The sequence below is a fragment of the Flavobacterium rakeshii genome, from assembly GCF_009741375.1.
GTDB classification, from domain to species: Bacteria; Bacteroidota; Bacteroidia; order Flavobacteriales; family Flavobacteriaceae; genus Flavobacterium; species Flavobacterium rakeshii.
Window position 1 is genome coordinate 77,583 of record NZ_WOWP01000024.1, and the last position, 14,103, is coordinate 91,685.

A 14,103-nucleotide genomic window follows, 5' to 3' on the forward strand; every position below is an offset into this window, starting at 1 on the left:
GTCGACTTTAACAGTAGTAACTATACTGCAAAATATAAGTTTATCAAAGAATATAATATTACTATATTGAATTCAGCTACTATAGAAACGTTTGAAGAGTACCTCGAGGATTATTTTAAAATTGAGGATTAGAAACAGGCTATAAAAAACAAAAACCGTTTCATTTCTGAAACGGTTTTTTTATTGAGCCGATGGAGGGACTCGAACCCACGACCTGCTGATTACAAATCAGCTGCTCTAGCCAGCTGAGCTACACCGGCATCTCAATACGGGTGCAAATATAAGACTGGTTTTGAATTTTCCAAAAAAAAATTTGCACTTTTTTATTGAAATTTTTCCTTACAGCGCGTTAATCTTTGCAACAAGCTGACCAGCAGATTCTTCCAGTTCTTGATTTATTTTTCTGAAATGATCTTTTTTATTTTCAACGTTTTTAGCGTTAATTTTTGTAATTAAATTATCAAAAACAGTAATTGCCTCATCTATAATAGCTTCTGACTCCTGAGTTGGTTTTCCCTGAGTTGTCATCTCCCAAATGTAAACTGCCTCGATAATATCTCCTAAAACGTAATTAATGTCTTTTTTTAAAGTTCTTACACTTGCCATCTTTATTTTGATTTTAAATTCTTCGCAAAATTACAACTAATTTTCTCCTTCTCTGTTAAGAAATACATATTTCTAACAAAGTAGCTTCTCCCCTTAGCGAGAAATCCTTTAAGGCTGCAGGCACCAGTATGGTGTCTCCTTTTTTAAATGAATATGTTTTTCCGTTATTTTCAAAGCTATATTCACCCTCTGTACATATATATACTGTAAAGCTACTACCGCTTTTATTCACATTAGCCTCTCCGTTTAACGGAAAATAGCTGGTTGTAAAATAAGGGCAGTTTACCATTACATTAGCACTGTTTTCTGTTTGAGTATAGTGCTTTTGGGTATCGGTAGTATTGTAATTCATGGCATCAAGAGCCTGCTCTACATGCAGTTCTCTTGATTTCCCCTGCGCATCTACCCTGTCCCAGTCGTATATACGATAAGTTATATCTGATGTTTGCTGTATCTCAGCTATAACAATTCCGGCACCTATAGCATGTATGGTTCCTGTTTCAAGGAAAAACACATCACCTTTTTTAACCTCAACCTCATTAAGTATCTCAATAAGGTTTTTGTTATTTAAGTGTTCTACATACTCCTCCGGACCTGATTTATGTTTAAACCCTACAATAATCCTGGCACCCTCATCGGCCTGCATAACATACCACATTTCGGTTTTCCCGAAAGAATTATGACGTTGCTTAGCCAGTTCATCATTAGGATGCACCTGTATTGACAAATCATCTCTTGCATCAAGAAACTTAAACAGTAACGGAAACTGTGCCCCAAACTGCTCATGTACTTTTTGCCCCAGTATTTCCTGCGGAAACTGTTCTAACAATTCACTAAGCGGTTTGTTTTTATATATACCCTCACTAACTACACTTACATCTCCGGGAACAGCCGAAAGTTCCCAGCTCTCCCCTGTTGTTTGTGTTGGTATATTTTTCCCAAGATCAGATTGTAGCTTAGTACCTCCCCAAATCCTGTCTTTTAAAATCGGTTCAAAAATTAGCGGATATAATTCCATTTGAGTGTCTTATTATTAATATAGTTGCTTTAGTTACCGCGGTAAGTAACAAAGTTTCTTGGCGTTTCATATAGTACCACTTCAATATCCATGGCAGCATCAATACGCTTTCTTATTTTATTCCAAATCACTACCACTATATTTTCGGCAGTAGGATTTAAATCCCTAAACTCAGGTACATCAACATTTAGGTTTTTATGATCAAAAGGCTGCTCTACCTCATCATTAATAATATCCTTAAGCACCTTCATGTCTATAACATATCCGGTTTTAGGATCAATATCTCCCGTAACACTCACTATAAGCTCATAGTTGTGCCCGTGAAAATTAGGATTATTACATTTCCCGAAAACAGCCTCATTTTGCTCGTCGCTCCAGTCTTTGCGGTACAGGCGGTGCGCGGCATTAAAATGTGCTTTTCTGCTAACAGTTACTCTCATTAGTTAGGTAATTTATGATCTTCCAGATAATGGTAAAACTCGTCAAATATGATTCTGAACCAAACTGTATAGTGCTCCGGATGATTTTTCATATCGTCCCTCACAGCATCAATACTCATCCACTTCCAGCTTTCAGCCTCTTCGGTATTAATATTAGGTTCGTCATTATAATATCCTATCATAACATGATCCAGTTCGTGCTCAGTAAGACCGTTATCAAAAGGAGCCTTATATATAAAGGAAAACAGTTCTTTTAGTTCTGTTTGGAACCCCATCTCTTCCATGAGTCTGCGGTTACCGGCCTGGATATTGGTTTCCCCGTCACGCTGATGGCTACAGGTAGTGTTTGTCCATAGCAGTGGCGAATGGTATTTATCGGCTGCTCTTTGTTGCAGCATAATCTCATTTTTGGAGTTCAGTATAAAAACCGAAAAAGCACGATGCAACAACGCTTTTTCATGTGCCTCCATTTTTGGCATAAGCCCTATTTGCTCGTCTTTTTCGTTTACAAGTATTACTTTTTCTTCTGTCATGATATTTTAATAGCTTTCAAAAATAAGAAAATATTAGCGGAAAAGCAGCCTCTTGGCAATTTGGCTTATTTTGTTAATATTTAAGGTTATACAATTACACATCAATCTTTTACGTACCTTTATATTAAAATTTAAAGAGTATGTTTACAATTGACCAAATTGAAGAAGCGCACTCTAATGTTAAAAGTGGTGCCGATTTCCCCCAATACATTCAGGACCTAATAAAGCTGGGCGTTATTCGCTACAACACCTATGTAAGAGACGGTCACACCGTATACTGGGGCTGTGACAATTACAGAGTACAGTCTAACCCAAAATATGACAACCTTGAAATTACAGGCTCAGGTAATCCCATTGATTTTATCCACCACCTCAATGCCCATCAGGCAGGCGAAACAGATTATAAGGCTTTTTGCCAACACGCCGCTCAGGATGGTGTAGACAAATGGGTAATAGATATGGTAGCCATGACCTGCATTTACTATGATAAAGGCGGGCATAAACTACATGAAGAGGAAATCCCTATCCCCTAGCCGGTACTTTTACAAATTCAATATCCCTAGCTCTTTCATGTGATAGTAAAAAGCCTGTAAGTTTACTTTTTTCACCTCTCTTAAAAGTCAGGTTTCCAAAAGGAGACAAATACCTGTCCTTACCCTGGTGTAAAAGAGGAACTGATTCTTCAGTCCCTAACACAAACCACAAATCACCTTCCTCTAATATAAAATTATATGTTACATCAAGAGCTGCTGAATAGTAGCTACCTACAAACTCATTAACATCCTGTGCTACAGGCTTTCTGTCAAACTTATATTCTTGACCATTTTGATTTAACACCAATAAACCTGTACTATCATTTTTAATATCAGAAAAGCTAAACACAACATCTTCATTATCTTTATCTGCAAATTTATCATCACCTAACGCCAAAACCGAATAACCAACTCCATTCCATCCCTGTAGAAAAAAGAGCTCCCCCTCTTTAACACTCACATTAAATGAGTAAGTGATAAAAACATAATCACCTGTATATTTTTTTAATTCGGCTTCAGTAAGTTTTACTCCGCTAACTTTTTTATTTTTTTCATCTTCTGTTATAGTAGAGATTATCTTCTTAAAAAAAACACTTAATAATGTTTTATTGATTTTATTTATACTTATTTCATCATTATTACTAAATATGACAACAGTTAACTCTTGTTCAGGAAAATATTCAGTTAGAGTATGAAAACCATCTACATCTCCTCCATGTTCAATACGCTTTTCTCCTAAATAAGTATCAATAACCAAACCTTTAGTATAAAATTCATCTTTATCTATCTCATAAAATTCTTCATTAACCATGCGGTTCCAAAAGGCAGCACCAAAAACTTTTTGAGTATGCATTTCAAATAGCCACTTTTGCATATCATCCACAGAAGAAACAACACCTGCTCCAGAAATTAAGCCTTCTTTTTGTAGTGAAATCTCATGTCCTTCATCTGTTTCAACATAGCCTTTTGACATATGCTTTACTGAATACGGATCATAGGTATACTTAGTATTATTCATTTCAAGAGGAAAAAAAATATTTTCCTGAGCAAAATCAATAATCGATTTACCCGACACTTTCTCAACAATCTTTACCAAAAACCAATATCCTGAATTACTATAAGAGTATTCACTTCCAGGCTCAAAATCAAGATTCTGTTTTTTTAGAATATCATTCATATCCTGATCCTTATATAGCATATAATGATCTCCTCTCAACATAGACAAAACGATATAATCTTTTATACCACTGGTATGATTTAAAAGGTCAACAATGCTAATGGTATTAGCATACTCTGGGAAATCAGGAAAATATTTGGATAATTTATCCTCAAGACTCAGCTTACCCTGCTGTTCCAGCATAACAACACAGGCAGCGGTAAACTGCTTTGATACAGATGCCATACAAAACAGCGTTTTGTCATCTATTTTTTTATTGGCTTCAACATCTGCATAACCAACATTTCTGCTATAGAGAACTTTGCCGTTTTTTGCAATACTAACAGAAACACCGGGCACAACACCCTGATCATAAACAGATAAAACAGAATCGATTGCTTTAAAGTTATTTTGTGAAAAAGCAATAAAAGGTAACAATACCAGGAGTAAGGCTGATATTTTTTTCATAATTGTTTGATTAGATTTCATCACAATGAAAGGCCTGTCAAAATAAGTCCATTGCTTTTAACAGCATATTTCCGGCCGTCAGTAACTGTAAAAATAACAACTGCAACATACAGATAACAGCCTACTCTATAGCCGGCACTTTTACAAATTCAATATTCATGGCTCTATCATGCGACAGTAAAAAACCTGTAATAACACCTTCACTATCTCTTACAAAAGACAAGTCCCCCCAAGGGCTAGTTGCTTTATCTTTTTCGTTTATAGTAGCAACACGTACCTCATCGACACCCTGTGGCCTGAACACCAACAAACCGCCTTCTAAATAGAATTCATAGTTTACATCGAGTACTTTTGAGTAATATTTCCCTAAATAATCACCAAAATCAGGCAACTGATAATCTCTCATAAAAACATACTCCCCGTCTTCCTGATTCACCTTTAATAAATTTGCCATTCCGTTATTTATATCAATAAACTCAAAAAAGACCGGGTCTCCTTCTATTTTAAATTTATTAGCTCCTGCCTGCACAACAGGATAACCACCTCCATCCCATTTCTGTATAACATAGAGAACACCGTCTTTAACACTAACATTAAAAAACAATCCCAACTCAGAACCATAATCTCCTTCATATTGTTTTAAATCAGTTTCACTAACGGGGTCAAAAATCGGCGGCTCTTCTGTTTTGACAACCTCTTTTTTATATTTCAAATTCAACAAGCTACTCAATGCAGGTTTATTAAACTCATAAACATTTACATTATCATTATTAGTAAATATTGCAACAGTTACTCCCTGCTCAGGAAAACACTCTACTACGGTATGAAAACCATCAACATCACCCCCATGCTGAATACGTTTTACCCCGTAGTAATCTCCTGTAAACAATCCTTTTGTAGAAAAATTATTATTACCCAAATCATAAAACTCTTCATTAAGCATACGGTGCCAAAAGGCAGTACCAAAAACTTTTTGAGTATACATTTCAAACAGCCACTTTTGCATATCCTGTACCGAAGAAACAACGCCCGCTCCTGAAATTACATATTCTTTTTGTGGTTCAATTTCATACCCTTCATCTGTTTCCACGTAACCTTTTGACATATGCTTTACTAAATAAGGATCATAAGCATATTGAGTACTTTTCATTTTTAAAGGTCGAAAAATATTCTCCTGAGCAAAATCAATAATTGATTTACCTGATACTTTCTCTATAATCCTTACCAAAAACCAATATCCTGAATTGGTATAAGAAAAAGTGCTTCCCGGTTCAAAGTCAAGCTCCTGTACTCTAAGCATATCTTCTACCATTTCATTTGTATAATCTTTATTATCATGTCCCCTCAACATAGATAAGGCCAAGTAGTCTTTTATACCACTGGTGTGATTTAAAAGATGAACAATGCTAATAGTATTAGCATACTCAGGGAAATCAGGAAAATATTTTGATAATTTATCTTCAAGGCTCAGCTTGCCCTGCTGTTCCAGCATAACAATACAGGCAGCAGTAAACTGTTTTGATACAGACGCCATACAAAACAGCGTTTTGTCGTCTATTTTTTTATTAGCTTCAATATCTGCATAACCAACATTTCTGCTATAAATGACTTTGCCGTTTTTTGCAATACTAACAGAAACACCGGGCACAACACCCTGATCATAAACAGATAAAACAGAATCGATTGCTTTAAAGTTGTTTTGCGAAAAAGCAATAAGAGGTAACAATACCAGGAGTAAGGCTGATATTTTTTTCATAGTTATTGGTTTGATTTTAGTTACACTAAAAAGCTAGGCAATATTTATGCCAGCTCTTCAGCACATTTTATAGCACACTTCTCCCCATCAATAGCGGCAGAGATAATTCCCCCAGCATAACCCGCACCTTCACCACACGGGTAGAGTCCTTTTATCTGTACATGTTCCAGCGTATATGGATCACGCGGTATACGCACCGGCGATGAGGTTCTTGATTCGGGAGCATGAAGTATAGCATCATTAGTTAAGTATCCTCTCATGGATTTGCCAAAATCCACAAAACCCTGCCTCATTACCTGAGTAATGAATCCCGGAAATACCTGCCCCAGTTCAACTGAAGTTGTTCCCGGCACATAAGATGTTTTAGGAATATCGGCAGATACTTTGCTTTGTGTAAAATCGATCATGCGCTGCGCAGGCACCTTTTGGGTTTCACCCGCCAAATGCCATGCTTTTTGTTCAATGCTTTTTTGGAATTCCATTCCGGCAAGTGCACCAAACTTAGCAAAAGGTTTAAAATCTTCCAGTTTCAGCTCTACCACAATACCCGAATTAGCCGTAGCCTGATCCCTTTTAGAAGGAGACCATCCGTTAGTAACAACCTCTCCCGGACTGGTAGCACAAGGCGCAATAACACCTCCCGGACACATACAAAAGGAATACATCCCCCTGCCGTTTACCTGTTTTACTATACTATATGGTGCAGGTGGCAGGTAATCTCCCCTAAAATCGCAACTGTACTGTATGCTGTCTATTAAGGTTTGCGGATGCTCTGCCCTTACACCAAGCGCGAAAGGCTTTGCTTCTATGAAGATTTTTTTACGATCCAGCAACTCAAATACATCTCTTGCAGAATGTCCTGTTGCCAGTATTATTTTTTTGGCATTGATTACGTCATTATTCTGAGTAACCACTCCTCCAATTTCGTTGTTTTTTACCAGTATATCAACTACACGGGTATCAAAAAGTACCTCGCCGCCAAACTCAATAATCTTTTCACGCATGGATTTGATTATCTTAGGCAGTTTGTTGGTACCAATATGCGGATGCGCCTCTACCATTATATTATCGGCAGCACCAAAAGCCACAAAAAGTTTCAGGATACGGTCTACATCTCCACGCTTTTTAGAACGGGTATATAGCTTCCCGTCAGAGTAAGTTCCGGCACCACCCTCACCAAAACAGTAGTTGGAATCTTCGTCCACAATATGTTCGCGGTTAATAGCTTTAAGATCACGCCTGCGTTCCTGCACATCCTTACCTCTTTCTATAACAATAGGCTTAACACCAAGCTCAATAAGTTGCAGCGCTGCAAACAATCCTGCTGGTCCTGCCCCTACTATAATTACTTCCTTACTATTAGAAACATCTTTATAATCAGGCAAAGGAATAGTGGTTTCGGTATACGTTTCCTTCCAGTATACTGCAAGCTTAAGATTTATTTTAACAGCCTTTTGGCGCGCATCAATAGAGCGCTTTACAATAGCGATATGACTGATCTCATCAGGACTAACCTGCATAAGCTTAGCAACATGCTCTGTAAGCAAATGCTGCTGTGCGGCAACCTCTGGGGTTACCTGTATCTGGAGTTCTCTTGGCATGTCGCAAAAATAATCAATATTTAGAGATTATCTTCACTTAAAAATTCAGGCTATTTTAAAGCCACTTTTTCTTCAAAAGCATGAAGCGCAAATGAAGCCAGCCAGTGTTCGCCTTCATAATTACCGTCTACAATAGCCGGTAACGAATAATTAAAATGATGATTGGCTAACGGAATTAAATGACCAAACTGTTTTGGATACTGACTTGCCAGCCTGTACATATTCCAGGCACGGCTAAAGTTAAGTCCGTCAAGATGCACAAGGTGACCGTCATTCCTGTCGGATACCTCACCCGGTTCCCAATTGTACTTTTCATCAAACAATTGCTTTGCGAAGCCTTTAAGCCATTTTAAAAAATCTTTTTCAGGCATTACGCGTTGCATTATTGCCATTTCCTCCATACAAGGCGAAAGAAAATCAGTACCACTTGGTTCCCAGTCAAAAGGGCAATCGGTATCATTTTTAAACAGGCGTAAGGCATTTTCCTTAATCACACGTTGCAATTCTGCATTACCCGAATACACAGCATAATCCCATGCCAATGACATCCCGAAGGCAGTGTTTGTATGTGTACCTACCCTAACCGGATAGTTAAGCTTTGGCAGGAATTCTATATATCTTTCAGCTATCAAATTGGCCAGCGGTTTTACATTAGCAGCCAGTCCTTTCACCTCACCAACCGGAGACCTTTCCAGTTCCAACTGAAGCTTTAAAAGCCATGCCCAGCCATAAGTACGCTCAAAAGCCTTTTCATGGCCTTTACTCATATAGGCTACCTCCTGCTCAATATTAGCTTTACTCAAATTTACCTGTAGCTTACTTATAATGTCTTCTTTCCTGTCAATATCAGGAAACTTACTAAGCAGATACACCAGGCTCCAATGCCCGTGCACCGACGAATGCCAGTCAAAACAGCCATAAAAGGCAGGGTGCAACTGTTGAGGTGTACCCAGTTCGGAAGCATCGGCAATAAGCTGTCCCATTTTATTAGGAAACTCCTGTTGCATACATTTTAACGGTAGTCCGGCAAGGCCGTTGGCTCTTTCTAAAGTTAGTTCCTGTGCAAAGGAAACCGAGGTGATAAATAAAGCGGTAAGTATATAGTGTTTCATGCTAATTATTGATATAAGGTTATAAATATAAAAACTTTACCCAGAGAATAAAACCTACTTTGTAACTTTACCCTTCCTAACTGTAACAATTACACATGAGAAAAATAAAACTGATATGGGATTTTAAAGGACCTGCCGGAGCAAAAACCGCCGAGCACCATGAAATTCATTTAAAAGAATATATAGCTATAGAAAAACTACCGTTAAACATTACAGGATTTAAAGCAATAAGCGACATGCATGCCATAGCTTATATGGTAGTTACCGATGAACACATGATACAGGTGCGCGATGCACTCAAACCTCATCGTGGCGAACTCTATGAAGAGTAATTAGCGATCAGTATCCAATGATTAAACTGAATGTATAAATATCATAAAAAAGCCCCGAGAAATCCTGGGGCTTTTTTTTTATCATTTTATGCGTTGCTAATTTAATTAGCAACTTCACTTATAAACTTAATACGCATAAGTCTTAGTTCTTCGGTATCATAATCACCGTCAAACTCCTTAAGTGCATCCTTAATATTATCAGACTCTGATTCCATGTAATATTCATGGATTTCTTCCTGCTGATCCTCGTCCAGTATTTCGTCAATCCAATACTTAATATTAAGCTTGGTTCCCGAATATACTATCTGCTCCATTTCTTTAAGCAGGGCATCCATATCCAAACCTTTCGCACTGGCAATATCACTCAACGGAAGTTTCCTGTCCACATTCTGGATAATATATAACTTAAGTGCAGAGTTAGCCCCTGTAGATTTCACTACAAGATCATCTGGCCTTACAATATCATTATCCTCAACATAGCGGGCAATAAGGTCGGCAAATTCTTTACCGTATTTTTTAGCCTTACCTTCACCTACACCATGTACATTACTCAGTTCGGCAACACTAACAGGATACTTTAAAGCCATATCTTCCAGCGATGGATCCTGGAACACCACAAACGGCGGAACTCCCAGTTTTTTGGCTACCTTTTTACGAAGATCTTTAAGCATATTTACCAAAGCCTCATCAGTAGTACCCCCACCGGATTTTGCTGCTGTTACTGTAGCATCATCACTATCGTCACCGTAGTCATGATCCTCAGTCATCATGAATGACACAGGGTTAGCAATAAACGCTTCACCTTTTGGCGTAAGCTTAAGCACTCCATACGTCTCAATATCTTTAGACAGATAATCTTCTACCAACACTTGCCTAATAAGTGCCATCCAGTGCTTATCATCATACTCCTTACCTTTGCCAAAGAAAGCCTGAGAATCGGTTTTATGAGCCTTTATAAGCGCATTAACCTTACCGGTAAGTGTAAATATTATTTCTTTAGACTTATACATCTGCTTGGTATTCTTAACCGTTTCCAATAAAATTACCACCTGATCTTTAGCCTCTGATTTCTTTTTAGGATTACGAATATTATCATCCATATCGGCACCTTCACCATTCACTTCGTCAAACTCCTCCCCAAAATAATGAAGAAGGAATTTTCGTCTTGACATTGAAGTTTCGGCATAAGCAACTACTTCCTGCAACAGTGCAAAACCTATTTCCTGCTCTGCCACGGGTTTGCCCGACATGAATTTCTCCAGCTTCTCTATATCCTTATACGAATAGTAAGCCAAACAATGCCCTTCACCTCCGTCACGACCGGCTCTACCTGTTTCCTGATAGTAACTCTCAAGTGACTTTGGTATATCATGGTGAATTACAAAACGAACGTCCGGCTTATCGATACCCATACCAAATGCAATGGTTGCCACTACCACATCTACATCTTCCATAAGGAACATATCCTGATGCTTGGCACGTGTTTTAGCATCCAATCCGGCATGGTAAGGCACGGCACTAATACCATTTACCTGCAATACCTGTGCTATTTCCTCCACCTTTTTACGGCTCAAACAGTAAATAACCCCTGATTTGCCTTTATGTTGCCTTATAAAACGAATAATATCAGACTCAACTGTTTTAGCCTTTGGTCTTACCTCATAATAAAGGTTTGGCCTGTTGAATGATGCCTTAAACACATTGGCGTCACTCATGTCAAGGTTTTTCAGTATATCTTCCTGCACCTTAGGTGTAGCTGTTGCTGTAAGTCCTATAACAGGTACATCGCCCAGCTGCTTTATAATATTCCTTAAATTACGGTATTCAGGCCTGAAGTCATGTCCCCATTCTGATATACAGTGTGCTTCATCTATCGCTACAAAAGACAGCTTAACACCTCTTAAAAAAGTAACATATTCTTCCTTAGTAAGCGACTCGGGCGCTACATACAAAAGCTTAGTAATACCGTTAGTGATATCACTTTTTACCTGGTTCACTTCTGTTTTTGTAAGGGAAGAATTTAAAACGTGCGCTATCCCCTGTTCTGACGAAAGACTCCTTATGGCATCCACCTGGTTTTTCATCAGCGCGATTAATGGGGAAACTACAATCGCTGTTCCATCGAGCACCAAAGCAGGCAACTGATAACACAGTGATTTTCCGCCACCTGTTGGCATTATAACAAATGTATTTTGTCCCGTTATGATACTTTTTACAACATCTTCCTGGAGACCTTTAAATTTGTTAAAACCAAAATATTTTTTTAACTCTTTGTGTAAGTCAATTTCGGTCGATTTCATTATTTATTAATAGTAATTTACATAAATTTGCAGAACATAAAGATACAAAAATCTTTAATACGCGCAACTTTTTAAACATTTCACAATCTTGATAAATACACAGGCAATACTGGATTCAGCCAGAAAAACCATACTTACTGAAAGCGAGAGCATTGCTAACCTTGTAAACTACCTTGATGAGGACTTTGCAAAGGCTACCGGTATAATTCACCAGAGCAAAGGCCGACTGGTTGTTACCGGAATTGGTAAAAGTGCCATTATAGCCAGCAAAATTGTTGCAACGCTTAACTCTACCGGAACCCCATCTCTTTTCCTTCATGCAGCCGAGGCTATTCATGGAGATCTAGGAATGGTCCAACCGGGAGATGTGGTTATTTGTATTTCTAAAAGTGGCAACAGCCCTGAAATCAAAGTACTCGCTCCGTTATTAAAACGCGACGGCAACGTACTTATTGGCATGACTGCAAATAAAGATTCGTTTTTAGGAAAAGAATCCGATTATGTACTTCATGCGTATGTAGAAAGTGAGGCCTGCCCTAACAACCTGGCACCAACAAACAGTACTACAGCACAGCTCGTTTTGGGCGATGCTCTTGCCGTATGTCTTATGGAGCTTAACAATTTTAAAAGTGAAGATTTTGCCAAATACCACCCTGGTGGTGCGCTTGGCAAAAAACTGTTATTACGTGTAGGTGATATGCTTGACGATACTCACAGACCAGCAGTAACACCAGACAGCAGTATAAAACAGGCAATTTTTGAAATATCGGCAAAAAGACTTGGTGTTACAGCCGTGTTAGAAGGTGAAAAAGTTGTAGGTATTATTACCGATGGTGATATAAGAAGAATGCTTAACGACAGGGATAACATTGCCGGAGTTGTAGCTAAAGATATAATGACGCACAACCCAAAAACAATAAAGCCAACCGAAATGGCAGCAGATGCTCTTAACACTATGGAAAATTTTGCTATCACCCAGCTGGTAGTAGAAGAAAACGGAGAGTACAAAGGCATACTGCATTTACACGATATTTTAAAAGAAGGAATAGTATAAATAAATGGCCAAAGACGCTAAAAAAACAACCACAGGAGAAATGTCTTTCCTTGACCATCTTGAAGAATTAAGATGGTTACTGATTAGAAGTACATTAGCAATATTAATTTGCGGAGTTATAGCTTTTATCTTCAGTAAATTCATTTTTGACAATATTATATTTGCCCCGGCAAGCGGAGACTTTCTTACTTACCAGTTTTTTTGCGACCTGGCAAATAAATACGACTTAGACAAAAGCTTTTGCATTACCGAACTGCCTTTTGAAATTCAAAGTAGGCGAATGGACGGTCAGTTCTCAACCGATATCTGGACATCTATAACAGCCGGTTTTATTTTAGCCTTCCCGGTAATTTTATGGGAATTCTGGAAATTTATACGTCCGGCACTTTATGACAAAGAGCGCAAGTATGCTATGGCATTTATATTCTCTGCCTCAATACTGTTTTTCCTTGGTGTCTTTTTCGGATATTTCCTTATCGTACCTTTATCGATTAACTTTTTAGGTAACTACAGAATTAGCGAAATTGTTAAAAACGACATCGATCTGGATTCTTATTTAAGCCTTATCAAAACCACCGTTATTTCATGTGGTCTGATTTTTGAGTTACCTATACTTATATATTTTCTTGCTAAGGTAGGACTGGTTTCCGCCGAGTTTTTAAGAAAATACAGAAAATATGCCTACGTGATTATGCTTATTGTTGCTGCTGTGGTTACTCCGCCTGATGTTGTAAGTCAGGTTATAGTTACCGTACCACTGGCAATACTATATGAACTGAGTATATTTATTGCTGTAAGAATTGGAAAGAAAAGTGAGATAACAAAAGCTAATTAGACATGAGCGATATAGTACAGGAGTTTAACGACTACCGCCAGAAAATGAATGACAAGCTTCTGGCAGATAACAATAAAATAATAAAACGTATCTTTAACCTTGACACAAACGCCTACATGGAAGGCGCTCTTAATGTTAAAACAAAAGAATTGCTGGGACTTGTGGCGTCTGCAGTATTACGTTGCGACGACTGCGTAAAATACCATTTAGAGACCTGCTACAAAGAAGGACTTAACAAAGAAGAGGTTATGGAAGCCCTTAGCATTGCAACCCTGGTAGGCGGTACAATAGTAGTTCCCCACCTTAGAAGAGCTTACGAGTTTTGGGAAGCGCTTGAAGAAAAGGGACAGGGCGAATAA

General features: G+C 38.1%; 14 protein-coding genes and 1 tRNA gene. 5 read left to right on the forward strand and 10 right to left on the reverse strand.

The genetic code is table 11. The features are described 5' to 3' along the window. Positions 1-186: 186 nt before the first annotated feature. From GN157_RS07725 to idi, 5 genes are all read right to left on the reverse strand, one after another. Positions 187-260, reverse strand: a tRNA-Thr gene (locus GN157_RS07725). Between the two features lie 79 nt (positions 261-339). Continuing rightward, positions 340-606, reverse strand: a complete 267-nt coding sequence (locus GN157_RS07730; RefSeq protein ID WP_157482707.1) for a hypothetical protein — start codon at positions 604-606, stop codon at positions 340-342. A gap of 55 nt (positions 607-661) precedes the next feature. Then, a complete protein-coding gene (locus tag GN157_RS07735; protein WP_157482709.1) occupies positions 662-1,624 on the reverse strand; it encodes a type I phosphomannose isomerase catalytic subunit in 963 nt (320 codons plus the stop codon). 29 nt (positions 1,625-1,653) lie between these two features. Beyond that, a complete protein-coding gene (locus tag GN157_RS07740; RefSeq protein WP_157482711.1) occupies positions 1,654-2,064 on the reverse strand; it encodes a 6-pyruvoyl trahydropterin synthase family protein in 411 nt (136 codons plus the stop codon). Further along, the gene (idi, locus tag GN157_RS07745) at positions 2,064-2,597 is read right to left on the reverse strand and encodes an isopentenyl-diphosphate Delta-isomerase (protein ID WP_157482712.1); all 534 of its coding nucleotides are present in this window, start codon (positions 2,595-2,597) and stop codon (positions 2,064-2,066) included. The genes GN157_RS07740 and idi overlap by 1 nt, the downstream gene beginning before the upstream one ends. A gap of 140 nt (positions 2,598-2,737) precedes the next feature. Between idi and GN157_RS07750 the strand changes: the two genes are divergently transcribed. Further along, positions 2,738-3,130, forward strand: a complete 393-nt coding sequence (locus tag GN157_RS07750; protein ID WP_157482715.1) for a DUF1398 domain-containing protein — start codon at positions 2,738-2,740, stop codon at positions 3,128-3,130. Here the strand turns inward: GN157_RS07750 and GN157_RS07755 are convergent. The 4 genes from GN157_RS07755 to GN157_RS07770 form a co-directional block, all read right to left on the reverse strand. Further along, positions 3,120-4,754 carry a serine hydrolase domain-containing protein gene (locus GN157_RS07755; RefSeq protein ID WP_197429417.1) on the reverse strand — a complete coding sequence of 545 codons (1,635 nt, stop codon included), beginning with the start codon at positions 4,752-4,754 and terminating at the stop codon, positions 3,120-3,122. The genes GN157_RS07750 and GN157_RS07755 overlap by 11 nt on opposite strands. A gap of 121 nt (positions 4,755-4,875) precedes the next feature. Further along, on the reverse strand, positions 4,876-6,510 hold the full coding sequence (locus GN157_RS07760; protein ID WP_157482719.1) for a serine hydrolase domain-containing protein: 1,635 nt from the start codon (positions 6,508-6,510) through the stop codon (positions 4,876-4,878). Between the two features lie 44 nt (positions 6,511-6,554). Continuing rightward, complete coding sequence (locus GN157_RS07765) at positions 6,555-8,111, reverse strand: NAD(P)/FAD-dependent oxidoreductase (protein WP_157482721.1); 1,557 nt, start codon at positions 8,109-8,111, stop codon at positions 6,555-6,557. Positions 8,112-8,161: 50 nt separating this feature from the next. Further along, positions 8,162-9,223, reverse strand: a complete 1,062-nt coding sequence (locus GN157_RS07770) for a DUF2891 domain-containing protein (RefSeq protein ID WP_157482723.1) — start codon at positions 9,221-9,223, stop codon at positions 8,162-8,164. Between the two features lie 95 nt (positions 9,224-9,318). On the opposite strand from GN157_RS07770, the gene GN157_RS07775 reads away from it, so the two are divergent. Beyond that, positions 9,319-9,555, forward strand: coding sequence for a hypothetical protein (locus GN157_RS07775; RefSeq protein ID WP_035129972.1), 237 nt, complete (start codon positions 9,319-9,321; stop codon positions 9,553-9,555). A 101-nt stretch (positions 9,556-9,656) separates the two neighbouring features. Here the strand turns inward: GN157_RS07775 and recQ are convergent, their stop codons facing one another. Next, positions 9,657-11,855, reverse strand: coding sequence for a DNA helicase RecQ (recQ, locus tag GN157_RS07780; RefSeq protein ID WP_157482725.1), 2,199 nt, complete (start codon positions 11,853-11,855; stop codon positions 9,657-9,659). Between the two features lie 88 nt (positions 11,856-11,943). Between recQ and GN157_RS07785 the strand changes: the two genes are divergently transcribed. Genes GN157_RS07785 through GN157_RS07795 form a run of 3 tightly spaced genes read left to right on the forward strand, consistent with a single transcriptional unit; the run spans position 11,944 to position 14,103 of the window. Next, positions 11,944-12,909 (forward strand): KpsF/GutQ family sugar-phosphate isomerase, encoded by a 966-nt coding sequence (locus tag GN157_RS07785; protein ID WP_157482727.1) that lies wholly within the window; start codon positions 11,944-11,946, stop codon positions 12,907-12,909. A 4-nt stretch (positions 12,910-12,913) separates the two neighbouring features. Continuing rightward, complete coding sequence (gene tatC / locus GN157_RS07790) at positions 12,914-13,744, forward strand: twin-arginine translocase subunit TatC (protein ID WP_231749084.1); 831 nt, start codon at positions 12,914-12,916, stop codon at positions 13,742-13,744. A 2-nt stretch (positions 13,745-13,746) separates the two neighbouring features. After that, a complete protein-coding gene (locus GN157_RS07795; protein WP_157482729.1) occupies positions 13,747-14,103 on the forward strand; it encodes a carboxymuconolactone decarboxylase family protein in 357 nt (118 codons plus the stop codon).

Coding starts and splice junctions, on each gene's coding strand:
- GN157_RS07730 (WP_157482707.1), bottom strand. CDS start 606: ATGGCAAGTGTAAGAACTTTAAAAAAAGACATTAATTACGTTTTAGGA.
- GN157_RS07735 (WP_157482709.1), bottom strand. CDS start 1,624: ATGGAATTATATCCGCTAATTTTTGAACCGATTTTAAAAGACAGGATT.
- GN157_RS07740 (WP_157482711.1), bottom strand. CDS start 2,064: ATGAGAGTAACTGTTAGCAGAAAAGCACATTTTAATGCCGCGCACCGC.
- idi (WP_157482712.1), bottom strand. CDS start 2,597: ATGACAGAAGAAAAAGTAATACTTGTAAACGAAAAAGACGAGCAAATA.
- GN157_RS07750 (WP_157482715.1), top strand. CDS start 2,738: ATGTTTACAATTGACCAAATTGAAGAAGCGCACTCTAATGTTAAAAGT.
- GN157_RS07755 (WP_197429417.1), bottom strand. CDS start 4,754: ATGAAAAAAATATCAGCCTTACTCCTGGTATTGTTACCTTTTATTGCT.
- GN157_RS07760 (WP_157482719.1), bottom strand. CDS start 6,510: ATGAAAAAAATATCAGCCTTACTCCTGGTATTGTTACCTCTTATTGCT.
- GN157_RS07765 (WP_157482721.1), bottom strand. CDS start 8,111: ATGCCAAGAGAACTCCAGATACAGGTAACCCCAGAGGTTGCCGCACAG.
- GN157_RS07770 (WP_157482723.1), bottom strand. CDS start 9,223: ATGAAACACTATATACTTACCGCTTTATTTATCACCTCGGTTTCCTTT.
- GN157_RS07775 (WP_035129972.1), top strand. CDS start 9,319: ATGAGAAAAATAAAACTGATATGGGATTTTAAAGGACCTGCCGGAGCA.
- recQ (WP_157482725.1), bottom strand. CDS start 11,855: ATGAAATCGACCGAAATTGACTTACACAAAGAGTTAAAAAAATATTTT.
- tatC (WP_231749084.1), top strand. CDS start 12,914: ATGGCCAAAGACGCTAAAAAAACAACCACAGGAGAAATGTCTTTCCTT.
- GN157_RS07795 (WP_157482729.1), top strand. CDS start 13,747: ATGAGCGATATAGTACAGGAGTTTAACGACTACCGCCAGAAAATGAAT.